This is a genomic window from Azospirillum humicireducens, assembly GCF_001639105.2.
GTDB lineage: Bacteria > Pseudomonadota > Alphaproteobacteria > Azospirillales > Azospirillaceae > Azospirillum > Azospirillum humicireducens.
The window spans coordinates 135,492-159,926 of record NZ_CP028904.1 but is presented as its reverse complement, the minus strand read 5'-3'; the positions used below and the strand labels follow the sequence as shown (position 1 = coordinate 159,926).

Sequence of the window (24,435 nt, the reverse complement as noted above, 5' to 3'; positions counted from 1 at the left end):
CTAAATCCTGTACAGGCCAAGCTTCCGTAGGAACGGCGGCGTTCCACTGTCTTGCCTGATTTTCAGGCGGATTTTGGCAGCGGAAAAATAGATAAAGTAATCTCAGAAATTAGAAATTGCAAAGGTTGGGGAACAACATACGCTCATATGGCAAGGCAGCCATTCCGCGGATTCATCCCTGGGGCTCGAGAGCCCCCGGTTCCGTAAGCAAGCAAGGGAGTAAGGCGTTGGCTCGTACAATGGTCGATCTCAACTGTGACCTCGGCGAGGGGTACGGCCAGTGGACGCTCGGTGAGGCCTCCGACGACGCGCTGATGGACCTCATCAGCTCGGCCAATGTCGCCACCGGCTTCCATGCAGGCGATCCCAACCTGATGGATCGCGTGGTGCGGCTGGGGGTGGAGCGCGGCGTTGCGCTGGGCGCCCATCCCGGCTACCGCGACCTGCAGGGCTTCGGCCGCCGCGTCATCCAGGCCAAGCCCGAAGAACTGGTGAACGACATCCTTTACCAGGTCGGCGCGTTGCGTGAATTCGCCCGCCGTCACGGCACCCGGCTGCAGCATGTCAAGCCGCATGGCGCGCTTTACATGGAAGCGGCGAAGGACGAGACGCTGTCCCGCCTGATGGTCGAAGCGCTGCTGAAGTCGAGCCCCGACACGCTGCTGTTCTGCATGGACGTGTCGGCGACCTGCGCCGTCGCCGAGGCGGCCGGCCTGCCGGTCATCCGCGAATTCTATGCCGACCGCGACTATGACCGCAGCGGCTCGATCGTCTTCGCCCGCCGCATGCGCCCGCTCGACCCGGCGGAGGTCGCCGACAAATGCGTCCGCGCCTGCCGCGACGGCAAGGTGCGGACAGTGGAGGGCGACGACATCGACATCGCCTTCGATTCCATCTGCTTCCATTCCGACACGCCGGGGGCGCTCGCGATCGGTACCGCCGTGCGCGAAGCCCTGCTGGCGGAAGGACTGCGCATCGTCGCGGCCGCCGATCTGGTCACCCAGAAGCGTTGAACACCTCGATATCTTCACCCCGCCTCAGGCGGCCCGCTCAGGAAGGATTGTATCGATGCCCGAAATCCGCTCTCCCCTGCCCGGCTCCTTCTACCGCCGCCCCGCCCCCGATCAGCCGCCCTTCAAGGAGGTCGGCGACCGGGTGGAACCGGGCGACGTCATCGGCCTCGTCGAGGTGATGAAGAGCTTCAACGAGATCCGCGCCGATGTCGCCGGGACCATCCTGAGCTTCGCGGTGGAGGATGAGGAGCCGGTGATGGCCGGCGCCGTCCTCGTCGAGCTGGAAGGCTGAGCGCGATGACGATCCGCCGCCTGTTCGTCGCCAACCGCGGCGAGATTGCGGTGCGGATCATCCGCGCCGCCAAGAGCCTGGGGATCGAGACGGTCCAGGCCTATTCCGAAGCCGACCGCGACATGCTGGCGGTCAAACTGGCCGATGAGGCCGTCTGCGTCGGCCGGCCGGCCGCCCGGCATTCCTATCTCGATGCAGCCGGTCTGGTGGCCGCCGCGCGGAAGGCCGGTTGCGATGCCGTCCATCCCGGTTACGGCTTCCTGTCGGAGAATGCCGAGTTCGCCGACATGGTCGAGAGCTTCGGCATGGTCTTCGTCGGCCCCAAAGCCGACACCATCCGCCGCATGGGCGACAAGGCCGCCGCCCGCGAGGCCGCCATCGCCGCCGGGGTGCCGGTGGTGCCCGGATCGAAGGGCCGCGTCGCAGATGTCGAGGCAGCACTCGCCGCCGCCGAAGCCATCGGCTATCCGGTGATGATCAAGGCGGCAGCCGGCGGCGGCGGACGCGGCATCCGGATCGCCGAAACGCCGGAGGAACTGCGCCGCCTCGCCCCGCAGGCGCAGTCGGAGGCCCAGGCCGCTTTCGGCGACGGCGGACTCTACCTGGAACGGGTGATCGGGAATGCCCGCCACATCGAGGTGCAGATCCTCGGCGACGGCACGCGAGCCATCCACTGCTTCGAGCGCGAATGCTCGTTGCAGCGCCGCCGCCAGAAGGTGTGGGAGGAGGCGCCCGCCGCCTGCCTGGACGAGGCCACCCGTGCGCAGCTCTGCGCTTCGGCGGTGGCGCTGGCCGAAAGCGTCGGCTATCGCGGCGCCGGTACGCTGGAATATCTCTACGACGAGCCGACCGGCGCCTTCTATTTCATCGAGATGAACACCCGCATCCAGGTCGAACATCCTGTGACCGAAATGATCACCGGCATCGATCTGGTGGCGGCGATGATCCGCATCGCAGGAGGCGAGCCGCTGCCGGTCACCCAGGATCAGGTGACGCGGACCGGCCACGCCATCGAGGTGCGCATCAATGCCGAGGATCCGGCGGCGGGATTCCTGCCCTGCCCCGGCACCGTCGAACAGCTGTCGGTGCCGACCGATCCGTCCGTCCGTTTCGACGGCATGATCTATGAGGGCTACACGGTTCCGCCCTTCTACGATTCCCTGCTCGGCAAGCTGATCGTGCATGGCGCAACGCGGGGCGAGGCCATCGACCGCATGGCGGCGGCGCTGGAGGGCTTCACCCTGACCGGATTGAAGACCACCGTGCCGCTGCACAAGGCGCTCGCCGCCGATCCGGATGTCCGGGCGGGCAAGGCGCACACCCGGTTCCTGGAAGGCTGGCTGGCCGGGAACCCCGCATTCAATCCCCAGAAGGCCGCGCAATAGGAGCACCGGATGCAGACCCGCTATTCCTACGGTGGCGACGAGCACATCTTCGTCGAGATGGACGAGGAGATGTCGCTCGAAGCCTTCTTCAAGAGCATGTCGATCACCAACGCGGTCCGCGCGGCGCACATCGACGGCATCACCGAGATCTGCCCGGCCAACGGCAGCTTCCAGATCAAGTTCGATCCCGACCGCATCGCCCCCGACGTCTTGATGAGCAGGCTCCAGTCGCTCGAACAGGCCGCCAACAAGGCGGAGAAGCGGCTGGAGACCCGAATCGTCGAGGTGCCGGTCTTCTACCGCGATCCCTGGACCACCGAGACGCTGATGCGCTTCCGCGAGCGGCACCAGGATCCGCAGAGCACCGATCTGGAATACGCCGCCCGCATGAACGGCTACGACACGGTGGAGCAGTTCATCCACGCCCACCATGCCTCGCCCTGGTTCGTGTCGATGGTGGGGTTCGTCGCCGGCCTGCCCTTCCTCTACCAGCTGGTCGAGCGGTCGCGGCAGATCCAGGTGCCGAAATATCTGCGCCCGCGCACCGATACGCCCAAGCACACCATCGGTCATGGCGGCTGCTTCGGCTGCGTCTATTCGGTTCGCGGCGCCGGCGGCTACCAGATGTTCGGCATCACGCCGATGCCGATCTACGACCCAACACAGAAGGTCTCCTACCTGCGCGAGTTCATGGTGTTCTTCCGGCCCGGCGACATCGTGAAATGGAAGCCGATCGACCGCGAGGAATACGACGCCATCACCGCCGACGTCGCGGCCAACCGCTACGAACCGCGCATCCGCAAGGTGACATTCGATCTGGACAGCTTCAACGCGGACATCGACGGCACCAACCAGCGGCTGATGGAGACCCTCCATGGCGTTTAAGGTTCTCAACCCCGGCCTGCTGACCACCGTCCAGGATCTCGGCCGGCCCGGCTATTTCCATCTCGGCATCCCGATGTCGGGGGCAATGGACCGCTATGCTCTGCGCGCCGCCAACCTGCTGGTCGGCAATCCGGAAGGGGCGGCGGCGCTGGAGGCGGTCTTCATGGGGCCGCAGCTGGAGTTCGAGGTGGACGCCACCGTCGCCGTCACCGGCGCCGACCTGCCGGCCCGCGTCGACGGCGAACCCCATCCGGCCTGGACCGCCTTCTCGGTGCGCGCCGGGCAGGTGCTGTCCTTCGATTATCTGAAGGGCGGCGCGCGCGCCTATATCGCGATTTCCGGCGGCATCGACACGCCGCCGGCGCTGGGCAGCCGTTCCACCTACATCATCGGCGCGCTCGGCGGCTATCACGGCCGGGCGCTGGCGGCGGGCGACATGGTGCCGCTGGGCAAGCCGGGGGCGCTGCGCCACGGCACCGAGGTGCCCGACGCCCTGCGCCGCACGGTGGGCAAGAGCGCCGAGCTGCGCGTTCTGCCCGGCCTCTACTGGCGCCTGATCACCGAGGAGGCCGGGCGCAACTTCTTCGAGGACAGCTGGAAGGTTGCGCCGGAGGCCGACCGCATGGGCTACCGGTTCCGCGGCGGCCGCCCCTTCACCTTCGAGCCGCGCGAACAGCCCTTCGGCGCTGGCTCCAACCCGTCCAACATCGTCGATGCCTGCTACCCCTATGGCTCGATCCAGGTGCCGGGCGGCACCGAGCCCATCGTCCTCCACCGCGACGCCGTGTCGGGCGGCGGTTACTTCACGCTCGGCGCGGTGATCTCCGCCGACATGGACCTGATCGGCCAGATGCAGCCCCACACCGGCGTCCGCTTCGTCAAGGTCGACATGGATCAGGCGCTGGCTGCCCGCGCCGAGGAAGCCGGTCGCCTGGCCCGCCTGCGCGAAGCCCTGGCCTGACCGGAGGGGAGGCGGCACCCCGTCCGCCGCCTCCCTCCTTTTTTGAACATCCCCCGCCTCTCCAAACCCCAATCCGTCCAATCCCATGCCGTGGAGACCACTCGCATGAACGCCCTCGCTCGCGCTCTTGTCGCCGCCACAGTTCTTGGAAGCAGTCTCGCCGCCCTCCCGGCGTCAGCCGCGGAGTGGTTTCCCTATCCGGCGGTGGAGGTGACTCCAGCCTTCTCCGCCGACGGCAAGCCGAAGGACATCTCCTACAGCCCGCTGCCCAAGGCGGCGAAGAAGTGGGACATCTGCGTGTCCTTCCCGCACATGAAGGACGCCTATTGGCTCGGCGTCGATTACGGCGTGGTGGAGGAAGCCAAGCGGCTGGGGGTGAAGGTCACTGTGGTGGAGGCCGGCGGCTACACCGAGCTGAACAAGCAGATCAGCCAGATCGAGGATTGCGTGGCACGCGGCGCCAATGCCGTGGTGATCGGCGCCATCAGCTTCGACGGGTTGAACAATCTGGTGGCGGAGTTGGCGAAGAAGAACATTCCGGTGATCGACGTCATCAACGGCATCTCCTCCCCGGCACTGACCGCCAAGTCCCTGGTGTCCTTCCACACCATGGGGGCGGAGGCCGGCCGCTATCTCGCGGCGAAGCATTCCGCCGGCAGTCCGCCGGTGAAGGTCGGCTGGTTCCCCGGTCCGGCCGGCGCCGGCTGGGTCGAGGCCGCCAACAAGGGCTTCATGGAGGCGGTGGCCGGTTCCGCCGTGCAGGTGCTGGAACCGCGTTACGGCGACACCGGCAAGGAGGCGCAGCTGCGGTTGGTCGAAGACGCGCTGCAGGCGACGCCCGACATCAAATACGTCGCCGGCACCGCCGTGACCGCCGAGGCGGCGCAGGGCCTGCTGCGCGAGCGCGGGCTGACCGACAAGGTCGGGCTGATCGCCTTCTACATGACGCCCGGCGTCCACCAGGGCATCAAGCGCGGCTTCATCCAGGCGGCGCCGGCCGATTCGATGGTCATCCAGGGCCGCATCGCCATCGATCAGGCGGTGCGGGCGCTGGAGAAGACCGATCTGGTCCGCCATGTCGGCCCGAAGATCTTCGTCGTCGACAAGTCCAATGTCGGCAGCGTGCCGCGCGACACCATCCTGCCGCCGGACAATTTCGCTCCCGTCTTCAGCGTGAAGTGAGGTCGTTTCTCCCGCCGCCGATCTCCGGAGGGAGCCGGCGGCGGGGACCATCCGGAGTGTGCGCATGTCCCCTCCCGTCCTGATCCGGGCCGTCGCCCTGACCAAGCGCTATCCTGGCGTCACCGCTCTCGACCGCGTCGATTTCGACCTGTGCCCCGGCGAGGTCCATGTGCTGTTCGGAGAGAACGGCGCCGGAAAATCGACCCTGATCTCGCTGCTGGCCGGGGTCTCCGCCCCCAGCGAGGGCGAGATCCTGGTGCGTGGCCATCATGCCCGCTTCACCGGCGTCGCCGATGCCCGCGCCGCCGGAATCTCCGCCGTCTTCCAGGAATTCTCGCTGGTGCCCACCCTGACGGTGGCGGAGAATCTGTTCCTGGGCGACGAGCCGCGCCACGGTCCCTTCCTCGACCGCCGGGCGATGGGGCGCAAGGCCGCCGCCCTGTTCGCCGACCTCGATTTCGCCATCGACCCGAAACGGCTGGTCGCCACGCTGAGCCGAGCCGAACAGCAGATGGTGGAGATCGCCAAGGCCCTGCACGGCGAGGTCGGCATCCTGATCCTCGACGAGCCGACGGCGTCGCTGACCGACCGCGAGGTCGACCATCTGTTCGCGGTGATCGCGCGCATGAAGGCTCGCGGCGTCGGCATCATTTACATTTCGCACCGGATGCAGGAATTCGCCCGCATCGCCGACCGCGTCACCGTTCTGCGCGACGGACGGCGGATCGGCACCGTGGCGATGGCCGACACCAGCGAGGCGGCCCTGCTTGAGATGATGGCAGGCCGCGCCATCGCGGAAATCTACCCGTCCATCGCCCGCAACCCCGGTCCGGTCCTGCTGCGGACGGAGGGACTGCGGGCGTGGGGCGTTCATGGCGTCGATCTGGCGGTCCGCGCGGGCGAGGTGCTGGGCGTGGCCGGCCTCGTCGGCTCCGGCAAGTCGCGCTGTTTCAGGGCGCTGATGGGACTGCTGCCGATCCATGCCGGACGGGTGACCGTCCAAGGGCGCGACCTCACCGGTGCCGCAACCCGCGATTTGATGCGGGCTGGCCTCTGCTATGTGCCACCCGACCGCAAGACCGAAGGGTTGCAGCTGGCCTTCAGCACGCGGGACAATCTGGCCCAGGGGGAGCTGGCCGGCACGCGAAGCCGCTTCGGCCTGCTGCCCTGGCGGCGCATCCGCAAGCGCTGCGAGGCGACCGCCGAACGGGTCGAGCTGCCGGCCGCCTATCGCGGCCGGGCCGTCGGCAAGCTGTCGGGCGGCAACCAGCAGAAGGCGCTGTTCGGCCGTGCGCTCGGCCGCGACTACGACCTCTACATCTTCGACGAGCCGACCGTCGGCGTCGACATGGGCGCACGGGCCGCGATCTACCGTCTGATCCGCGAACTGGCGGAGGCCGGCAAGGCGGTGGTGGTCATTTCCTCCGACCTGCCGGAGGCGATGAACCTCGCCCACCGCCTGCTGGTCTTCGCCCATGGCCGCATCGCCGCCGAACTGGAGGGCGACGCCATCAGCGAAGCGGCCATTCTTTCCCACTTCTTCGATCCCATCCCGTCGGCTGCCACCCCACCGGCATCCAACATCGACCAGGAAGCGAGACTGCCCGCATGAGCGCCCCCTCCTCCGCCGCATCGTCCTCCTCCGGCACCGTCCCGGCTCCCACCTCCGTCCGGCTGCGTGCGGCCGGGCGGGCGCTGTTCATCCGCCTGGGCGTGCTGCCCTTCTTCCTGACGGCGGCGCTGATCGTGTTCACGCTCGCCTCGGATCGTTTCCTGACCGCGGACAATCTCGTCAATGTGATGCGCCAGTCGGTCTATCTGGTGTTGATATCTCTCGGGCAGATGACGGTGCTGATCACCGGCGGGTTCGATCTTGCGGTCGGGGCGACCGTCGCCCTCACCTCCGTGGTGGCGGCGCTGGTGATGGCGGCGCTCGGCCCGATGTTCCCGGATGCTCCGGCCCTGGTGATCGCGCTCGGCGCGCTGGCCGGCTTCGGGGTGGCGGCGCTGGTGGGACTGGCGAACGGCACCGGCGTCGCGCTGTTCGGCGTCTCGCCCTTCATCATGACGCTGGGTGTCAGTTCGGTGGCGGCCGGCGGTTCGCTGTTCCTGACCGGCGGCGTCCCGGTGTCCGGCCTGCCGACGGAGTTCGCCGACCTGTTCGGCTTCGGCCGCTGGCTGGGCATTCCGGTGCCGGTGCTGGTCGCCGCGGTTGCGATCGCCATCGCCTGGGTCGTCATGACCCGCACCCGGACCGGCGCCCACCTTTACGCCGTCGGCGGCAACATCAAGGCGGCAAAGCTGTCGGCCATCCACACCGGACGCACGTTGATCGTCGCCTATGTCCTGTGTGCCCTGATCGCGGCACTGACCGGCCTGCTGTTGACCGCACGGGTGGAATCGGGAGAAGCCAATCTGGGCGGAACGCTCGCTCTGGAGTCCATCGCCGCCTGCGTGATCGCCGGCGTGTCGCTGCGCGGCGGCATCGGCCGGGTCGAGACCGTCGTGCTGGGCGCTCTGTTCATCGTTCTGGTGCAGAACGGCATGAACCTCGCCCAGATCGGCTCCTATCTGCAGATGGTGCTGCTCGGCGGGTTGCTGATCCTGGCGGTGATCTTCGACCAGATCCGCTACCGTATGATGATGGGCGCGTAGCTGCTCGGCTCGCTGATGGCTTGCCGAGGTGGGTCTCACATTCCCCGGCATCTCGTCCGCTCATCTCTGCGGCCGGGCCTGTCAGTCCCGCCGCGCCGTGTCGATGGTGATGCCGCCGCCGACGGCTCGGGAAACACAGGCACACATGCGGTGGGACTCAGCCTTCTGCTCATCGCTGAAGAACACGTCGCGGTGATCGACCTCGCCATCGACGGCAAGGATGTCGACGGCACACAGGCCGCATTCACCGCGGCGGCAATCGGACAGCAGTTCCACCCCCGCCGCCTCGAGCGCGTCGAGCATCGAGCGGTTTTCCGGCACGGTGATGGTCTTGCCCAGGCGGGGGATATGGACGGTGAAGGGTTCCGGGGCATAGCGTCCGCTGTTGCCGAAGGATTCGAAGCGCAACCGCTCCATCGGCCGCCCCCGCTCCCGCCATTGGCGGCGCACCGCCTCCATCAGGCCGATGGGACCGCACAGATACAGCTCGCCGTCCGGCGCAAGCGCATCGATGGCCGCGGCAAGATCCATGCGCTGCCCCTCCTCGTCGACGAAGGTCGACAGCCGGTCCCCCAGGTGGTCGCGCAATTCATCGGCGAAGGCCAGCTCCGAGCGCCGCCGGCAGGCATAGAGCAGACGCATCGGCGCCCCCCGCCTCGCCAGGGCGAGCGCCATGCCATGGATCGGCGTGATGCCGATCCCGCCGGCGATCAGAAGGTAATCGGGGCGGTCCAGCGCCAGTTCGAAGAGGTTCTGCGGTTCCGAGATCCGCAGCCGGGCGCCGGGCTCCAGCGTCCACATATAAGCCGATCCGCCACGGCTTTCCGGCAGGCGTTTGACGGCGATCCGGTAGAGGCCATCCTCCGCCTCGCCGATCAGCGAGTAGCAGCGCGCATCGGTCCGTCCGTCGATGGCGATCGTGACGCCGATGTGGCTGCCCGGCGCCGGAGTCCGGGCGGGATTGCCGGGTTCGATTTCGAACAGACGGATGTCGGGCGCGAGATCGCGCACCGCGCGCAGCCGGGCATCCTGCCAATCGATGGCAAAGCGCATGGGGGAACCTCAGGCAAAGGGTTGGGTCTGGGGAACCGGGTTTGGGAAGGTGGGTCAGGCGCCGCGCAGCCGGATCAGGGAGGCTCCCGGTACCCGGTCGAGCTGGCGTTGGTTCTTGACGGCGTTTTCAAGGTTGCGGAGGGCCACGCGGGAGTGTTCGCGCGCCAGATGGTCGGCCCGGCTGCCCTCCCCTTTCTCGATGGCCTCCAGGATCGAGCGATGATGCTCCTGCGCGATGACCAGGATCTCCCGCGATTCGGGCAACTCCGCCTGGACCCGGACGAAAGCGCCGGGCGACGCGAAGGGCAGCGACAGCACCCGCTCCATCGACCGTTTCAACACCGCGCTGTCGGCGAGATGAAGCAACTGCGCATGGAACCGGTCGTTGAGGCGGATGTAGTCGGAAAAATCGCCGATGGTCAGAGCCCGCCGGTGAACCAGATCGTCGAGGGCTTCGACGATGCCGCGGAGATCGGCGAGCGCGTCGCGGTCCAGGCGGCGTTCGGCCGCCCGCTGGGCCGCCATCCCTTCCAGAACGCCGCGCAGCTGGATGGAATCGGCGATGTCGGTTTCGTCGAAGGCGCGGACGACGAAACCGCCGGTCGGCAGGCAATCGACCAGCCCCTCCTCCTCCAACCGGACCAGCGCCACCCGGACCGGGGTGCGGGACACGCCCAGCCGGTCGACGATGCCCAGTTCCGACACGCGCTCTCCCGGACTGAGCTCACCGTTCAGGATCAGCTCGCGGAGCTGCAGAAGCGTCCGGACGGTCTGGGAGTTGCGGGGTTGCTCCTCCATGCCCTGCGGCCCTACTCCGCCGCGTGGCGGACCGGCGCCCGCCGCTCCGCCTGTACCAGACGGTCGATCAGGCGCCTTGCCCACATCGCCCCGGCGTCGATGTTCAGATTGTAGAAGGCGCGGTCGGGATGATCGTCGATGGCCTGTTGCTGGGCCTCCAGGATCACCTCGTCCTCACCGAAGATGCGGGTGACGCCGTCCCGCAGCTCTGCCGTCAACCTCTGCTCTCCCAGCTTGTAGTTGCGGCAGAAGGCCCAGAAGTAATGGCAGGTCTTGTCGGTTTCCGGCGTGATGGTGTTCAGGACGAAGCCGTTCACCCCCTGCGACCGGTCGCCTTCGGGGGCACCGGTTCCGGCCGGGGCGACGCCGACATCGATGGCGATGGTGCAGGGCGCCTCGAAGCGGATGATCTGCCACCGATCGACATTGCCCGGCTTGCCCAGCTGCTTGGCCCAGAAGGGCGGCGCTTCGATGTCGCGCATCCAGCGCGTCACCGTGACGAAGCGGTCGTTGTGCGTCGTCTCGAACGGGGCCTCGGCAACGGCACGGTTGCCGATGCTGGAGGAGTGCACGAAGGTCTCGTGGGTGAGGTCCATGAGATTGTCGAGCACCAGCCGGTAGTCGCACTTCACATGGATCAGCCGGCCGTCGCCGGCCCAGTCCGGATCGTGGTTCCAATGCAGGTCCGGAATCCTGTCCGGATCGGCGAGCGCCGGGTCGCCCATCCACACCCAGGCGAAGCGGTGTCGCTCGACCACCGGATAGCGCCGCACGCAGGCCGACGGGTTGAGCGTCTCCTGCGACGGCATGCCGACACAGCGGCCTTCCGGATTGAAGACAAGGCCATGATAGCCGCAGACGAGATTGTCCCCCTCCAGCCGCCCCTTCGACAGCGGCAGCAGCCTGTGCCAGCAGGCATCCTCCAGCGCCGTGATGCTGTCGTCCGACCGGCGGTAGAGAACCAGCTTCTTGCCGCAAATGGTGCGCGGCAACAGTTCCCGCCGCAACTCCACGTCATAGGCCGCGGCATACCACGCGTTCATCGGAAATGTCGGGATGGTGTCCCTGGCGGTTTCACTCAACGCTCCCTCCCTTGGGGCTGGCGGTCGTGAACTGACTTCTGCACTTGGGATCGGCAGTCTCCAATCGGGCCGCCGCCGAGACTCTGTATACAGTTGTGCTCGGCGGAACTCAAGCCAAATTGATATAGATCATCATGATCCGCCCTGCGTTGTAGTACAGAAACGGCGAAAACACTCAGGATGGTGGCGATCCGGAGCGCAATGGGCATGCCGGGCCAGCCAGCCTCCCGTCAACGGTAAGGGCACTTATGTATACAATGGAGCGTTCAACACCGGCCTGGATCGAGTATCGGGGGCCCTATGCGGCGATTTTTGCAGGATGGCGATTCTGAAAAGCCGAACGGCCTGCTACTCTCCGCTTCGCTCGCCGGGCAATAGGCCCGCCATCCCCACAGTCGATATGGGTATAGATTCTATGGCCGAAGCCGTCCGGAAATCCTCCCGCAAGCGGGGCGAGGACAGCCACCACTCCGATGCGGAAGCGGCGGCCGACGACAGGAGCGCCGTCGATCTCGGGATTCTGGGAGAATCCGTGGGTTTTCTGCTGAAGCGGGCTCAGATGGCGGTGTTCGCCGACTTCATCGAGACCTTTGCCGCCGTCGATCTCCGTCCGGCACAGTTCTCGGTACTGGTCATCATCGGCCGCAACCCCGGCCTGAAGCAGTCGCAGGTCAGCACGGCGCTCAACATCAAGCGCACCAACTTCGTGCCGCTGCTCGATTCGCTGGAAGAGCGCGGTCTGGTGGCCCGCAAGCTGGCGGTCGGCGACCGCCGGTCGCATGCTCTTCACCTGACCGCCAAGGGCTCGACGCTGCTGGCCGAACTGCACCGGCTGTGGGCCGACCATGAGCGGCGCATCTGCGAGCAGATCGGGATGGACGGGCGCGACCAGCTGCTGTCCCTGCTCGGCCGGATGAACGCCGCCGGAAACGCATCGGCCTCGCCCGACGATGCGGACGAGGCCGATGCTGCCCCCGCCAAGGCACGTGCCAAAGGGCAGGCCGGGGGACAGGCCAAGGGACCGGGAAGGCGCAAGAGCGGCTGAAGCCGCGGCCTCAGCTGCGACCCGGTGCCGCTGCCGCCTTCAGAGCGGCGGAGGGTTGCGGGGCCCCGGCCGTTTGCTTCAGCCACAGTGCCGCCGCCGCCAGAAAGCCGGGCACCGCCAGCGCGGTGAGGATACCTGAGAAGCTCAGCTGCCATCCGGCCAGCACGGCGACCAGGAAGGAGCCGGCAATGCCGCCGAAACGGCCCAGGCCCATCATCCAGGCGATGCCGGTGCCCCGCGCCTGCGTCGGGTAATAGGCGGCGGCCAGCGCCCCCAGCGACGACTGCGCGGTGTTCATCAGCACGCCCGTGACCAGCACCGCGACCATCAGCATCCCGACCTGCCCGGCGATCTGGCCGATCACGATGAAAGCCAGCCCGGTCAGCGCGAAGAAGACGGCGACGATGCGGTTGCCGTCGAAACGGTCCATCAGGGCGCCGGAGAACAGCGATCCGATGCCGCCCAGCGGGAACAGGGCGGCGACCAGTGCCGCGGTCGCCGGAGCCAGCCCGGCATCCCGGAACAGCACCGGCATCCAGTTGACCATGGCGTAGAAGATGGTCAGCCCCATGAAATAGGCGATCCACAGCATCAGCGTGCCGACGATGTAGCCGCGCGACAGCATCAGCCGGATGGCGCCGCGGCTGTCGCCGACGGCAGCGGCCGTCTCGGTCACCACGAAACGGGTGGCGTCGGCTGCGGCCGCGGAGATGGGCGTCAGGAGCCGCCGGATCTGTTCCACCGGCTTGCCGCGTGCGACGGCGAAGCGTGCGGATTCCGGCAGCCACAGCAGAAGGAGCAGGGTCAGCAGCAGCGGCGCCACCCCGCCGGCCAGCAGGACGCTGCGCCAGCCGAAGGCCGGGATGATCCAGGCGGCCAGAAAGCCCCCCAGCGCCGCACCCAGCGGAAAGCCGCAGAAGACGAGGTTGGTCGTCAGCGCCCGGCGGCGGGCAGGGCAATATTCGCTGACCAGGGTCAGCGCGGTCGGCATGGCAGCCCCCAGGGCGATTCCGGTGATGAACCGCCATGCGATCAGCGTGGTCAGATCGCCGGCAAAGGCGGACGCCAGGCAGGCCGCTCCCATGACCAGGACCGCTGCGATCAGCACCGGCCGCCGGCCGATCCGGTCGCTCAGCGGTCCGGCGGTCAGCGATCCGGCCACCAGGCCGAACAGGGCGGCGCTCAGCACCGGGGCGAGGTCAGGGCGCTGCAGCCCCCACTCCGTCAGCAGCGAGGGCGCGATATAGGCGATGGCCGCCGTGTCGTAGCCGTCCAGCAGGACGATGAACAGGCACAGGACGACGATGCCGATCTGTCGGCGGGAAAACGGATGTGCGTTCAAAAAGCCTTGGACGTCGATGCTGCGTTCCGGGGACATGGCTGTCCTCTCCCTTCCATCGCGATCATCGGATTCGCTTTTGTCGCTGCGTAAAATGGCGCCGGCAGATCGACCGCCGGGCAACCGGCCGTCAGAGGGCCGTTTCGTTCCGGTACTGTTCGCGCAGCAGGTTCTTGCGGAGCTTGCCCGACGCGGTGCGCGGCAATTCGTCGGCGATGACGATGCGCTTTGGCGTCTTGAAGCGGGCGAGACGGCTGCGGCAATGATCGATCACCCCCTGCTCCGTCACCGAACAACCGGCGCGCGGCACGATGAAGGCACAGCCGACCTCACCCCATTGGGCGTCGGCGATCCCGATCACGCAGGCTTCCGCCACCGTATCAAGTTCCAGCAGCACCGCCTCGACCTCGGCGGGGTAGACGTTCTCGCCGCCGGAGATGAACATGTCCTTCTTACGGTCGACGATGTAATAGAAGCCGTCCTCATCCCGGCGCGCCGTGTCGCCGGTGCGGAACCAGCCCTCCGTGCCAGCATCCGCGTCGGCGGCGCGGTTCCAGTAGCCGGGCGAGACGTTCGGGCCGCGCACCAGGATCTCGCCGACCTCCCCGTCGGCAACGTCTTCGCCGGCATCGTCGACCAGCCGCAGCCGGACAGAAGCCGGCGGCAGGCCGGCAGACCCAGCCTTAGCAGCGATGCGCGGCAGATCGTCCACGGGCATGCCCAGCACGGTCCCACCTTCGCTGCTGCCATAGCCGTCGGCCATCGGCACGCCATCGTCGACGAAGCGCCGTACCAGCGCCGGCGGGTTGGGAGCGCCGCCGGTGCCGAAGAAGACCAGCCGCGACAGCTTCGCCGGATCATAGCCCGGCTGCTGGCGCAGGGTCTGGGCCATTTGCGGCACGCACATGTAATGCGTCACCCCCAGCGCCGGGTCGGACAGCCGCTCCAGCGTCAGCACCGGGTCGAAGCCGGACGACAGCAGCAGCGTGCCGCCTTGAAGAAGCGTGGTGCGGCAGATGGTGACGATGCCGATCACATGGAACAGCGGCATGTCGCACAGGAAGACGCTGCGGTGGTCGACCCGGTTCAGCAGAGCGAAGTTGGTCGCGGTGAAGAAGGCGGTCTGTTCGGTGTGGATGGCGCCCTTCGGCTGACCCGATGTTCCGGAGGTGTAGATGATGATCGATGGCGCCCCGGCATCGCGCGGCGGCAGGCCCGTGACAGGTTCCGCCGTCTCCTGCCCGTTCCGCACGGATGCCGCATCCACCAGCCGCAGTCCGGGCACCGTTCCGCGCACGCCTTCCCCGACGCCCTGCGCCGTCGTGGCGAATCCGTCGCCATGGATCAGCAGCGACGGCGTCGCGTCGTTGACCAAAACCGCCAGCTCCGGCACCGTCAGCCGCCAGTTCAACGGCACGAACACGGCACCGGCGCGGACGCAGGCGAAGGCCATGATCAACTGATCGATGCCGTTGCGGCCGAGCCAGGCGACCCGCCGCCCGCCGGCACCCTGGCCCGGCTCTACATCCAGGCACCGGATCAGCCAAGCCGCACGGCGATCGATCCGTCGATGCAGCGCCTCGTAAGTCAGTCGCTCGCCGGTGGCGAGGTCGACGCAGGCCGGGGCTCCCGGCTGCACCGCGGCCTGATAGGCGACGGGATCGGGCGCTTCCCATCGCAGGCCGGCGCCGGTCCCGCCCTCCCCGGTTTTCCCGGATGCTCCGGGTTCGGTCACAGACATTCCCAACCTCCCCATTTCAAGCCGCGCCGGTCCTGCCCGTTTGATCCGGCGTTCTACCGCCGGCGCGGCCGATCATTGACTCGCCGGATTTCAGCCGCGCTTGTAGGCGCCGAGCCCCGGACGATAGGTCTTGTCGTCGATGAACTGCTTGATGCCCTGCTTGCGCCCCTCCGACTTGTCGAGGAAGTTCAGCGATTCCTGGCGGACCACCAGGTAATCTTCCGCGGCGTCGAACGGCATTTCAACCACGCGCTTGAAGGCGTCCTTGGCGGCCTTCAGCGTCATCGGGTTCTTTTCCAGCAGGTTGTCGGCGATTGCCCGCACCTTGGCGCGCAGCTCCGCCCGCGGGACCGAGAAGTTGACCAGCTTCATCTCCGCCGCCTTGCGGCCGTCGAAGGTGTCGCCGGTCAGGATGTAGTACATGGCCTCGCGCTGGCTCATCAGGTCGGCCACCACCTTGGTGACGTTGCCGCCGGGGATGATGCCCCAGTTGATCTCCGACAGGCCGAACTGCGCCTCGTCGGCGGCAACCGCCAGATCGCAGGCGAACAGCGGGGAGAAGGCGCCGCCGAAGCACCAGCCGTTGACCATGGCGATCGACGGCTTCTCGAACCAGCGCAGGCGGCGCCACCAGCCATAGGAATCGCGCTGGGCACGGCGGGTCGCCATATGGCCCTTGGCCTCGGTCTCTCGGAAATATTCCTTCAGGTCCATGCCGGCGGAGAAGGATTCGCCCGCACCGGTCAGCACCAGCACCTGGCAGCGGTCATCGACCTCCAGATCGTCCAACACGCCATGCATGCGCGCGTTCAGCGCCGGGTTCATCGCGTTGCGCTTGTCGGGCCGGTTCAGCGTGACCCAGGCGACGCCATTGTCGAACTCGACGGTCACCACGTCTTCGGCGGTGTCCGGCTGGGCGGTGGTCTGCTGCTGCGTCATGAAAGCTATCCTTTTGATGGTCTTCGCCCGGCGCGCGGGCGCCAATTGGAAAATCGTCAGATCGGGAAATGGCCCGGCTGGGTCTCGACGGTGATCCAGCGCAGCTCGGTGAAGGCGTCGATGCCGGCCTTGCCGCCGAAGCGGCCATAACCGCTGGCCTTGACGCCGCCGAAGGGCATCTGCGCCTCGTCATGCACGGTCGGGCCGTTGACATGGCAGATGCCGGAGCGGATGCGCCGGGCGATGCGCAGCCCGCGTGCCGTGTCGCGGGTGAAGACGGCGGCGGACAGTCCGTATTCGGTGTCGTTGGCGACGGCGACCGCCTGCTCCTCACCGTCGACGCGGACGATGGTCACCACCGGGCCGAAGGATTCCTCGGCATAGATGCGCATCTCCGGCGTGACATGGTCGAGGATGGCCGCCGGCAGCAGAGTGCCGTCGGGCGCGCCGTTGCGGTGGAGCACCGCCCCCTTGGCCACCGCGTCGTCGATCAGCCCCTGCACATGATCCGCCGCGCTGCGGTCGACGACGGACCCCAGCGGCGTCCGCCCCTCGCGCGGATCGCCGGCGACCAGCGTCGCGGCCTTGGCGACGAATTTCTCCAGGAAGGCGTCGGCCACCTTGGCATCCAGCACGATCCGCTCGGTCGACATGCAGATCTGGCCCTGATTGAAGAAAGCGCCGAAGGCGGCAGCCTTCACCGCCTCGTCAAGGTCGGCATCGTCCAGCACCAGGAAGGGCGCCTTGCCGCCCAGTTCCAGCAGCACCGGCTTCAGCTGCGCCGCCGCGCGCTGGGCGATCAGCCGGCCGACGCGGGTCGATCCGGTGAAATTGATGCGGGTGACGGCGGGATGGTCGATCAGGGCGTTGACCACCTCGGCCGCGTCCTCCGGCGCGTTGGTGACGACATTGACCACGCCGTCCGGCAGGCCGGCCTCCTGGAAGGCCTGGCCGATCAGCGCATGGGTGCGCGGACAGAGCTCCGACGCCTTCAGCACCACTGTGTTGCCGCAGGCGATGGCGGTGGCGACGGCGCGCACGCCGAGGATGACCGGGGCGTTCCACGGCGCGATGCCCAGCACGACGCCGACCGGCTGGCGCACCGCCATGGCGAGGCAACCGGGCTTGTCGGATGGGATCACCTCCCCCGCGATCTGGGTGGTGAGCGCTGCCGCCTCGCGGATCATCGAGGACGCCAGCATCACATTGAAACGCGCCCATCCTTCGGTCGCACCGGTCTCCGTCGCCATCGCCGAGACGAAATCGTCGGCACGGCCGGCCAGCGCATCGGCAGCCTTCAACAAAAGCGCGCGACGGGTGTTCGGACCGGTTTCCGACCAGCCGGCGAAAGCGGCCAGCGCCGCCTCCGCCGCCGCACCGGCATCGGCAGCCGACGCAGCGGCGGCGACCGTCGCGACGCCGCCGGTGATCGGGTTGCGGCGTTCGAACCGGCGCCCGCCGGTCGCGGAAACCGTGCGTCCGCCGATCAGCAGATCGGTCGGCGCGGCAACAGACACATGTTCCATGGGAGTCTCCAATCCGCCCTGCCATTTTCGGCAGCTTATGGACCATCGGGCATATTGTTATGTTATATAACTGTTATGTGCGCGTCAACGCCTGAATCGCACCGCGGTGCTGGGTCAATCGGCAGGCGGCAGCAGTGCGATACTGAAGGCGCCCCACTGACGCCCGCGCACCAGGATCGGGGCGTTCAGGATGGTGATGAGCACCCGCTTGCCGCCGCCCATGTCGCGCGGCATGGTGTGGATCGATGGCCGGGGCGAGCTGGCAGCCTTCAACCCGGCGCGGAAGCGGTACAGCCGGCGTCCGCGGCAATGCGCGGCGTTCCACACCGGATCCGGCCCCTGCGGCTGATTGTATTTGCGGTTGTGGGTCGGCAGATAGCCGTTGCGGTCGGCGATGGTGGCGAAGGCGATGCGCGGGTCGAGATCCAGCAAGGGTTCCTGCACCGGCGGCAGAACCCGGTCGGTGAAGGCGGTGAAATTGGTCAGGACCTGTTCGGGGTTGGTGCCCGGGATCGGCCGATAGGTCTCGTCGAACAGATCGCCCATCGCGATCTCGCCGGACTCGACGGCCCGTTCGAACAGGGCGGAGACCCGGGCCGCCGCCTCCACCGTCGCGGCGAGGAAAGGGCTGTCGTCGGTCGCGACCGGACTGGTGCCGATATGGTCGATCAGCGTCTCGCTGAGTTCCAGCAGGTTTTCCAGCCGCCGGTTCGCTGCCGACAAATGGCTGGACGAGCCGGCGACCGCCTGCTCCAGTTCGTCAAGTTCGCGTTCGACCGCGGTGCAATCCTTCAGATTGGCGCGCACCCCTTCGGCGATGGCGTGGGTGGCGTCATGCACCGTGGCGACCGACTCCGCCATCCGTGCCACCACCCGCTCGATCAGCGCGGTGCCCTCGCGGGCCAGTGTTGCGCTGGCTGTGGCTGCGGCGCCGTCCTGGATCAGGCCCGATACCTGGGAGGTCAGCGCCTGCACCGTATCGCCGATCTGCACGGTCGCCATCTGGGTCTGGCGGGCCAGTTCCTTCACCTCGGTCGCCACNCCAGCAGGTTGGTCTGCTTGGCGATGGCCTGGATCGCCCGCGACACCGACGCCACCTGCCCGAGCGACGTGCTGACCAGCGCCAGCTGCCGTTCCATGCGGGTGACGCCGTCGATCAGCTCGGCGATCTTGCGGACGGCATCGGTGACGGCATTGCGCGAGTGGGCGATCTCACCGGTCGCTGTCGCCGCGGCGGTGCTGGCCTGTTCGGCAGTGCGGTCGATGGCTGCATTGGTGGATGTCATCGCCGAGGCGGCGGTTCGCAAGGTGCGGAACTGGGCGCCCTGCCGGTCCACCACCGCCGCCACCTCCTGAACATTGCCGGTGATGTCCGCCAGTTCCAGGCCGATGGCGCCGACGCGGCGATAGACGTCGCGCACCACGGTGGCGGCATCGCCACTGGCCGCTGTGACGCCCGCCGCCGGAAAGGGCAGGCCCGTGGCTGACTCCATTCGCAGTCCTCCCGAATTCTGGATTTGTCCGGGATCGGCGGCAATACGGCACCGAAGGGCCGCCATGGCACAGGAAACCTGCCCGCCACTGCCGGAAACCTGCCGCGGGGTTCCCGCTGCCGGACCGGCACCCGGACACTGTTTTATGAAATGATTGTTATTGAATATACCTATATAGTGCGTCCGTCAATTTCCAATCCACGCCGCATCCCGCCCGCACTGTTTCGGGATCAGCGAAGGCACGGCCATCCATTGGCAGCAGCGCTTGCGCACGGAAGGACATGCCGAGACACAGCCGATGGGTGGTGATCAACGTCCGCGGACTTGCTGGCGCTGCCGCGACAGCGCGACGCCGGCCAGCCATCCCGCCATCAGCAGGGCGGTTGCATCCACCACCATCACCGCCGTCACCCCGAACCAGGGGGCGTCGGGAAACAGCGCCAGCCGCAGCAGCGGCAGCCCGGCATAGGCAAAGGCGAGAACGGGCAACATCAGCCGCTCCACCGCCCGCCGCCCGCCGTCGAGCCTGGGCAACAGATAGAACAGGATCGCCAGCCCGGATACGGCGAACACCATCCCGCCATGGGTCGTTCCGGTCGTCAGATTGTCGGCGAGCAGCAGCAGCGGCACGAGCAGATACAGCGCGTTGTTGGCATGGAACAGCCGGCGGGACAGGGTAAGCCGGTCCTGCGGACGCCTGTCGTCCTTCGCCGCCCGCAGCCACAGCAGCTTCATGCCGGAATCGACGATCCAAAGACACAGCACGCCGAGCAGGCAATAGACAAGAACCGTACCGGTTCCGCCGAAACGGGCGTAATGCAACGGCCGCAGCGCACTTTCCGCCACGCCACCCCAACCGCCATCGCGGGAATCGCGCATCGAACCGACCGTGGCATCGACGAGGCTGCAATAGGCGCGCAGGCTGCCCGCCCCCTCACCCGCCCAGGTGAGCCGGCCGCGGGGGATGCCCTCGACCATCAGTTGGTCTCCCTGCCGTTGCAGGCGCCCGATGCGGTTGTCCGGGAACCGCTCGGCGAAGCGGTCGAGACAAAGCGGCAGGTTGTCCGGCACCACGGCGGTCACGCTGCGGCCCGGCCCCATGGCTTCGGGGCCGTCGTCGCTCAACAAGGCCCGTGCCGCCTTCGGACTTCCACCCGCCTGGAGCACCGCGTCCAAAGGCTGGCTCGCCACCTTCAGCCCGAGTATTCCCCCGCTCAATCCCATCAGGAACAGATATGGGATCAGCCAGAAGCCGAACCGCTTGTGCGCGTCGCTGAGATCGATCAGGCGGGAGCGGCGTCGCCAGCTCCATGCCTCGACGATCACCTTGCCGTGGATGAACAGGCCGGTGCCGACCAACAGGACGATCACAATGCCGGCCAGCCCCATCAGGAAACGCCCATAGGGCTTGGGCAGCAGCAGATCGGTATGGATGCGTCGGAACAGGGAGTCCGTCAACACGCTGTTCCACGGCGCCATCACATCGGCCGCCGGATTCACGATCAGGTTCGTCAGGGGCGCCCCCTCTCCGAAGCGGCCGGAGAAGATGAAGAAGTCGCGCAACGGCGTCGGCGCCATCATCGTCCAGTCGAGACCCACGTCGTGGCGCGATGCCACCGCCCGCAACGCCTCGACGGCGGTCGGAAGCGGCCGCCCGGCCGCCTCGGCGAGACCCGGCATCATCCAGGGGCGTACGAAATCGGCGTAGAAGGCCAGCAGCCCGGTCCATAGCGACCAGGAGATCAGCAGGCAGAAGACCAGGCTGATCAGGCGGTGGATCGACAGCAGGCGGGCGGACACGGACTGGCTTGGCATGGCCTTCCCTAACGGCTGTTTTCCGGGCGGCTGTTTCCTGGGCGGCCGTCTTCCGGACGGCCATTCCCCGGACGAACCGGCCGCGGGCCGGCGAGCCAGAGCATGCCGAACCAGAGGCATGTCCAGACCACCGGCCCGGCCACCATCACGATGTGGATGCGGTCGATCCCGCCGACGCCAGCCAGCGCGCACAGGCCGGAAACCGCCGCCAGCGACAACGGCAGACCGGCCAGCAGGCTGACCAGCGAGATCAGGAACACGCGGAAAGCCTGCCGTGTCATTGCCGCCGCTCCGGCCTGAGCGGTTCGCGCAGATGGGCGGTCAGCAGGCTGCCGGTCAATCCGATCTCCATCACCGCCAGCAGCAGGCCGGCCTCGCCGCCCAGACTGACCACCGCCAGGGCGAGCAGAGCGGCCTGGAGCGCCCAGAAGGCGCCCCAGAGCCGCCAGCGGTCACGACGGCCGAACGGATGCCGCCTAGAAGTCAAGGCTGATGCCGCCATAGACGGTCCGCGGCGCACCGACCGAAACACGGTACGTACCGCCCGACGCGGTCAGATACGACTTGTCGGTCAGGTTCTTGACGCCGACATCCAAGCGGATCTTCTTCTCGCCGACCGGGATGTAGTACCAGGCCCCGGCATCGACCAGCGTGTAGCTGCCCAGTTCGAAGGTATGCTGCGCATCGCCGTAGCGGTTGCCGACCAGGGTCACGCCGGCACCGAGACCGAGACCGACCAGCGGACTCGACGGGTCCTTGAACTCGTAGCTCGACCACAGGCTGGCATTGTGGGTCGGCACGTTGGTCGGGCGATTGCCGTCGATGCTGCGGTCGGCGCTTTCCAGCTTGGCATCGACATAGCCGACGGCGGCGCGGATGTTCCAGCCCTCGGCCGGGTTGCCGACCACCGACAGCTCGGCGCCGCGGGATCTCTGCCCACCGGTCAGCACGGCGACGCCGTTGACCGACTCCACCACGTTGCTCTGCTTGATGTCGAACAGCGATGCCGTCATGAACAGCCGCTCGCCCATCAGGTTGACCTTGGAGCCGACCTCGTACTGGCGTCCCTTCTCGGCCGGGAAGACCTGCGTATCGCCATTGTAGAAATTGTGCGGCTGGAAGGTGTCGGCGTAGTTGGCGAAGAAGGACACGTCCTCGAACGCCTTCCACATCACCCCGGCGGTCTTGGTCAGGTTGCGGTCGACCGGATAGGAACCGACCGTCGTGCCGCGGCCCAGCAGATTCTCGACGCGGGCGCTGCCCTTCGACAGTTCGTAGCGGGCACCCAGCGTCAGCGTCACCGTCGGCAGCAGGCTGATGTCGGCCTGGATGAAGGGGCCGAAATCGGTCTGCTCGACCCGGCGCGCGGTCCTCGCGGTCGGTCGCGCGCTGTTGTCGGTCAGGCGCCAGCTCGCCGGGTTGGACACCGTTCCGCCCACCTGGTCGGCGCCGACATAGTTGATCCAGCTTTCCTTCTGGGTGCGGTATTCGATGCCGGTCGCGAGCTTGACCGGCAGCAGCGCCTCGAACTCACCCCTGGTCTGCAGCCGGCCGAAGAAGGTGTCGAGGTTGCGGTCGTCGTTGCCTTCGACCCGGCGGACCAGCAGCCCGTTCGATTGGATGCTGCGCACCTCGGTATGGATTTCGTCGGTGCGTTCGTGGTTGTAGAACAGCTTGCCTTCGAGCGTCCATTTATCGGAATGCAGCGGGATCGAAATGTCGACCTCGCCCTGATGATAGGTCGAATCGCGCTTGCTGAAGTTCGCATCGTAGCGGGTCGAGCGCGAGACGTCGGCGACGTTGCGCAGGCTGCCGCCGGCCGGATAGGTGATGAAACCGCGGTCGAGCGGCCGCTTGTCCTTGCTGAATTCGTAGCCGACGGTCACGCTGGCGCCGCTGGCACCGACCCAGCTTAACGTCGGCGCGAAGAACTGGCGCTGGACCAGGGTGTCGTCGCGGAAACTGTTGCTCGATTCGGCGCTGCCGACGATGCGGTAGGCGAAATTTTCCGACAGCGGGCCGGTGCTGTCGAACATGGTCTGCCGCTCGCCATGGGAGTCGACATTGACTTCCAGATGGTTGCGCGCCGTCCAGCTCGGCTTCTTGGTGGTGATGTTCACCAGTCCGCCCGGCGTCATCTGACCGATGTCGGACACCGGCCCCTTGATGATCTGGATGCTCTCGATGGTGCTGGGATCGATGCGGCTGTTGCTCTTCAGACGGACGCCGTTGCGATAGACGTCGTCACGGCGGCGGAAGCCGCGGATGATGTAGTCCTCGCGCGTGCCGCCGTAGCCGTCGTTGTTCACGACGTTGGGGAAGTAGCGGTAGACCTCCTCCATTTCCCGCGCGTGCTGGTCCTGCAGCAACTGCTCGGGAACCACGTCGATCGTGCGGGGGATCTCGGTGATATCGCTGCTGAGCCGGCCGCCGACATCGGTCTTGCGGCTGTCGTAGCGGGCCTGCGGCGTCCCGCCGACCATAAGGGTATCGAGGACCACGGGCGCCTCGCCGTCGGTCTGGGCTGCGGCATCGCCAGCCAGCACGACCGGTCCGGTCAGCGCCAGCGCCCAAAGCAGCACGGCATGCGAGACGCCGCTCTTCAGTCCACCCCACGCGGAATCGGCTTCCGATGGGCGCATAAGCCCCTTCTCGTTCCACATCATCTCAGCGCCCCCCCAAGGCACACGGCATCGGTTGAATATTTTTTAAGCGATTGAGTATTAATCGCGTTCCAAGCATCAGGATTCCCCATAAATCCAGATGCCGGCATGTCCACTTCGACCCTCGCAGCCACTTTTCACTGGGTGGCGTCGAGCGCCTTGCGCAGGCTCAGCGGCCGAATGTCGGTAGACGCGCCCGATAGGAGCCGGGCGGTCGGCCTTGCTGCCGTGCGTCCCCTCCACCCACCAGAGGCCGGAAGCCGTTTACAGGCCGGCCAGCAAGGGCTGATCGGTATCGTCCCAAGCCATTCCACACCTCCCAAGCGGGACCTCTAGGTCGAACGCAATATGTCACGTTTGATCAGCAACATACTCAGGCACGTACGAAACACAATAATGAAAATGATTCGCAGTCGCACTTTCTGTTCCAAAGCGCAATGCCATTCAAAAGTGCAATGAATGAACAGACCGCAAGTCGGGAGACGGCAGAGGGGGAAAGCAACCATGGACGCGCCCGACTTCGGCCAGAGCATCCAGGCCATGCGCGATGCCAAAATCCCGTGATGGG

At 67.1% G+C, this 24,435-nt stretch carries 20 protein-coding genes; 9 read left to right on the top strand and 11 right to left on the bottom strand.

What is annotated here, in order from left to right:
- Positions 1–239 precede the first annotated feature (239 nt).
- From A6A40_RS22825 to A6A40_RS22790, 8 genes are all read left to right on the top strand, one after another.
- On the top strand, positions 240–1,013 hold the full coding sequence (locus A6A40_RS22825; protein WP_108548185.1) for a 5-oxoprolinase subunit PxpA: 774 nt from the start codon (positions 240–242) through the stop codon (positions 1,011–1,013).
- 55 nt (positions 1,014–1,068) lie between these two features.
- A complete protein-coding gene (locus A6A40_RS22820) occupies positions 1,069–1,305 on the top strand; it encodes an acetyl-CoA carboxylase (protein WP_045584325.1) in 237 nt (78 codons plus the stop codon).
- A 5-nt stretch (positions 1,306–1,310) separates the two neighbouring features.
- Positions 1,311–2,690 carry an acetyl-CoA carboxylase biotin carboxylase subunit gene (locus A6A40_RS22815; protein WP_108548184.1) on the top strand — a complete coding sequence of 460 codons (1,380 nt, stop codon included), beginning with the start codon at positions 1,311–1,313 and terminating at the stop codon, positions 2,688–2,690.
- A gap of 9 nt (positions 2,691–2,699) precedes the next feature.
- Positions 2,700–3,575 (top strand): 5-oxoprolinase subunit B family protein, encoded by an 876-nt coding sequence (locus A6A40_RS22810; RefSeq protein ID WP_108548183.1) that lies wholly within the window; start codon positions 2,700–2,702, stop codon positions 3,573–3,575.
- A complete protein-coding gene (locus A6A40_RS22805) occupies positions 3,565–4,536 on the top strand; it encodes a 5-oxoprolinase subunit C family protein (RefSeq protein ID WP_108548182.1) in 972 nt (323 codons plus the stop codon). The genes A6A40_RS22810 and A6A40_RS22805 overlap by 11 nt, the downstream gene beginning before the upstream one ends.
- A 105-nt stretch (positions 4,537–4,641) precedes the next feature.
- Complete coding sequence (torT, locus tag A6A40_RS22800) at positions 4,642–5,718, top strand: TMAO reductase system periplasmic protein TorT (RefSeq protein ID WP_108548181.1); 1,077 nt, start codon at positions 4,642–4,644, stop codon at positions 5,716–5,718.
- A 64-nt stretch (positions 5,719–5,782) separates the two neighbouring features.
- The gene (locus A6A40_RS22795) at positions 5,783–7,330 is read left to right on the top strand and encodes a sugar ABC transporter ATP-binding protein (RefSeq protein WP_108548180.1); all 1,548 of its coding nucleotides are present in this window, start codon (positions 5,783–5,785) and stop codon (positions 7,328–7,330) included.
- Positions 7,327–8,373 carry an ABC transporter permease gene (locus tag A6A40_RS22790; protein ID WP_174718545.1) on the top strand — a complete coding sequence of 349 codons (1,047 nt, stop codon included), beginning with the start codon at positions 7,327–7,329 and terminating at the stop codon, positions 8,371–8,373. Before A6A40_RS22795 ends, A6A40_RS22790 begins: the two co-directional genes overlap by 4 nt.
- Positions 8,374–8,454: 81 nt before the next feature.
- On the opposite strand, the gene A6A40_RS22785 is transcribed toward A6A40_RS22790, so the two are convergent.
- Genes A6A40_RS22785 through A6A40_RS22775 form a run of 3 tightly spaced genes read right to left on the bottom strand, consistent with a single transcriptional unit; the run spans position 8,455 to position 11,267 of the window.
- On the bottom strand, positions 8,455–9,426 hold the full coding sequence (locus A6A40_RS22785; protein WP_108548179.1) for a PDR/VanB family oxidoreductase: 972 nt from the start codon (positions 9,424–9,426) through the stop codon (positions 8,455–8,457).
- 54 nt (positions 9,427–9,480) lie between these two features.
- On the bottom strand, positions 9,481–10,224 hold the full coding sequence (locus A6A40_RS22780) for a GntR family transcriptional regulator (RefSeq protein ID WP_108548178.1): 744 nt from the start codon (positions 10,222–10,224) through the stop codon (positions 9,481–9,483).
- A gap of 11 nt (positions 10,225–10,235) precedes the next feature.
- Positions 10,236–11,267, bottom strand: coding sequence for an aromatic ring-hydroxylating dioxygenase subunit alpha (locus A6A40_RS22775; protein ID WP_108548177.1), 1,032 nt, complete (start codon positions 11,265–11,267; stop codon positions 10,236–10,238).
- A 454-nt stretch (positions 11,268–11,721) separates the two neighbouring features.
- On the opposite strand from A6A40_RS22775, the gene A6A40_RS22770 reads away from it, so the two are divergent.
- Positions 11,722–12,351, top strand: coding sequence for a MarR family winged helix-turn-helix transcriptional regulator (locus tag A6A40_RS22770; protein WP_108548176.1), 630 nt, complete (start codon positions 11,722–11,724; stop codon positions 12,349–12,351).
- A gap of 10 nt (positions 12,352–12,361) precedes the next feature.
- On the opposite strand, the gene A6A40_RS22765 is transcribed toward A6A40_RS22770, so the two are convergent.
- The 8 genes from A6A40_RS22765 to A6A40_RS22725 all read right to left on the bottom strand — a co-directional run bounded on the left by A6A40_RS22765 (position 12,362) and on the right by A6A40_RS22725 (position 23,870).
- Positions 12,362–13,729: an MFS transporter gene (locus A6A40_RS22765; RefSeq protein WP_108548175.1), complete on the bottom strand. Its 1,368-nt coding sequence runs from the start codon at positions 13,727–13,729 to the stop codon at positions 12,362–12,364.
- 91 nt (positions 13,730–13,820) lie between these two features.
- Complete coding sequence (locus A6A40_RS22760; RefSeq protein ID WP_236783974.1) at positions 13,821–15,431, bottom strand: AMP-binding protein; 1,611 nt, start codon at positions 15,429–15,431, stop codon at positions 13,821–13,823.
- A 90-nt stretch (positions 15,432–15,521) separates the two neighbouring features.
- Complete coding sequence (locus tag A6A40_RS22755) at positions 15,522–16,370, bottom strand: p-hydroxycinnamoyl CoA hydratase/lyase (protein ID WP_108548173.1); 849 nt, start codon at positions 16,368–16,370, stop codon at positions 15,522–15,524.
- A gap of 56 nt (positions 16,371–16,426) precedes the next feature.
- Positions 16,427–17,896: an aldehyde dehydrogenase gene (locus A6A40_RS22750; protein ID WP_108548172.1), complete on the bottom strand. Its 1,470-nt coding sequence runs from the start codon at positions 17,894–17,896 to the stop codon at positions 16,427–16,429.
- Positions 17,897–19,698: 1,802 nt separating this feature from the next.
- Positions 19,699–21,204, bottom strand: coding sequence for a PepSY-associated TM helix domain-containing protein (locus A6A40_RS22735; RefSeq protein WP_108548169.1), 1,506 nt, complete (start codon positions 21,202–21,204; stop codon positions 19,699–19,701).
- 8 nt (positions 21,205–21,212) lie between these two features.
- A complete protein-coding gene (locus A6A40_RS22730) occupies positions 21,213–21,485 on the bottom strand; it encodes a hypothetical protein (RefSeq protein ID WP_108548168.1) in 273 nt (90 codons plus the stop codon).
- Positions 21,482–21,691 (bottom strand): hypothetical protein, encoded by a 210-nt coding sequence (locus A6A40_RS30505; RefSeq protein WP_146191614.1) that lies wholly within the window; start codon positions 21,689–21,691, stop codon positions 21,482–21,484. Before A6A40_RS30505 ends, A6A40_RS22730 begins: the two co-directional genes overlap by 4 nt.
- A complete protein-coding gene (locus A6A40_RS22725; protein WP_108548167.1) occupies positions 21,681–23,870 on the bottom strand; it encodes a TonB-dependent receptor in 2,190 nt (729 codons plus the stop codon). The genes A6A40_RS30505 and A6A40_RS22725 overlap by 11 nt, the downstream gene beginning before the upstream one ends.
- Positions 23,871–24,435 lie beyond the last annotated feature (565 nt).

Excerpts from the sequence above, each read along its gene's own strand:
- A6A40_RS22760 (WP_236783974.1), bottom strand. The coding sequence starts at position 15,431 with ATGTCTGTGACCGAACCCGGAGCATCCGGGAAAACCGGGGAGGGCGGG.
- A6A40_RS22805 (WP_108548182.1), top strand. The coding sequence starts at position 3,565 with ATGGCGTTTAAGGTTCTCAACCCCGGCCTGCTGACCACCGTCCAGGAT.
- A6A40_RS22750 (WP_108548172.1), bottom strand. The coding sequence starts at position 17,896 with ATGGAACATGTGTCTGTTGCCGCGCCGACCGATCTGCTGATCGGCGGA.
- A6A40_RS22790 (WP_174718545.1), top strand. The coding sequence starts at position 7,327 with ATGAGCGCCCCCTCCTCCGCCGCATCGTCCTCCTCCGGCACCGTCCCG.
- A6A40_RS22725 (WP_108548167.1), bottom strand. The coding sequence starts at position 23,870 with ATGATGTGGAACGAGAAGGGGCTTATGCGCCCATCGGAAGCCGATTCC.
- A6A40_RS22730 (WP_108548168.1), bottom strand. The coding sequence starts at position 21,485 with ATGACACGGCAGGCTTTCCGCGTGTTCCTGATCTCGCTGGTCAGCCTG.
- A6A40_RS22815 (WP_108548184.1), top strand. The coding sequence starts at position 1,311 with ATGACGATCCGCCGCCTGTTCGTCGCCAACCGCGGCGAGATTGCGGTG.
- A6A40_RS22820 (WP_045584325.1), top strand. The coding sequence starts at position 1,069 with ATGCCCGAAATCCGCTCTCCCCTGCCCGGCTCCTTCTACCGCCGCCCC.
- A6A40_RS22735 (WP_108548169.1), bottom strand. The coding sequence starts at position 21,204 with ATGCCAAGCCAGTCCGTGTCCGCCCGCCTGCTGTCGATCCACCGCCTG.
- A6A40_RS22770 (WP_108548176.1), top strand. The coding sequence starts at position 11,722 with ATGGCCGAAGCCGTCCGGAAATCCTCCCGCAAGCGGGGCGAGGACAGC.
- A6A40_RS22795 (WP_108548180.1), top strand. The coding sequence starts at position 5,783 with ATGTCCCCTCCCGTCCTGATCCGGGCCGTCGCCCTGACCAAGCGCTAT.
- A6A40_RS22755 (WP_108548173.1), bottom strand. The coding sequence starts at position 16,370 with ATGACGCAGCAGCAGACCACCGCCCAGCCGGACACCGCCGAAGACGTG.
- torT (WP_108548181.1), top strand. The coding sequence starts at position 4,642 with ATGAACGCCCTCGCTCGCGCTCTTGTCGCCGCCACAGTTCTTGGAAGC.
- A6A40_RS22825 (WP_108548185.1), top strand. The coding sequence starts at position 240 with ATGGTCGATCTCAACTGTGACCTCGGCGAGGGGTACGGCCAGTGGACG.
- A6A40_RS22810 (WP_108548183.1), top strand. The coding sequence starts at position 2,700 with ATGCAGACCCGCTATTCCTACGGTGGCGACGAGCACATCTTCGTCGAG.
- A6A40_RS22765 (WP_108548175.1), bottom strand. The coding sequence starts at position 13,729 with ATGTCCCCGGAACGCAGCATCGACGTCCAAGGCTTTTTGAACGCACAT.
- A6A40_RS22775 (WP_108548177.1), bottom strand. The coding sequence starts at position 11,267 with ATGAACGCGTGGTATGCCGCGGCCTATGACGTGGAGTTGCGGCGGGAA.
- A6A40_RS22780 (WP_108548178.1), bottom strand. The coding sequence starts at position 10,224 with ATGGAGGAGCAACCCCGCAACTCCCAGACCGTCCGGACGCTTCTGCAG.
- A6A40_RS22785 (WP_108548179.1), bottom strand. The coding sequence starts at position 9,426 with ATGCGCTTTGCCATCGATTGGCAGGATGCCCGGCTGCGCGCGGTGCGC.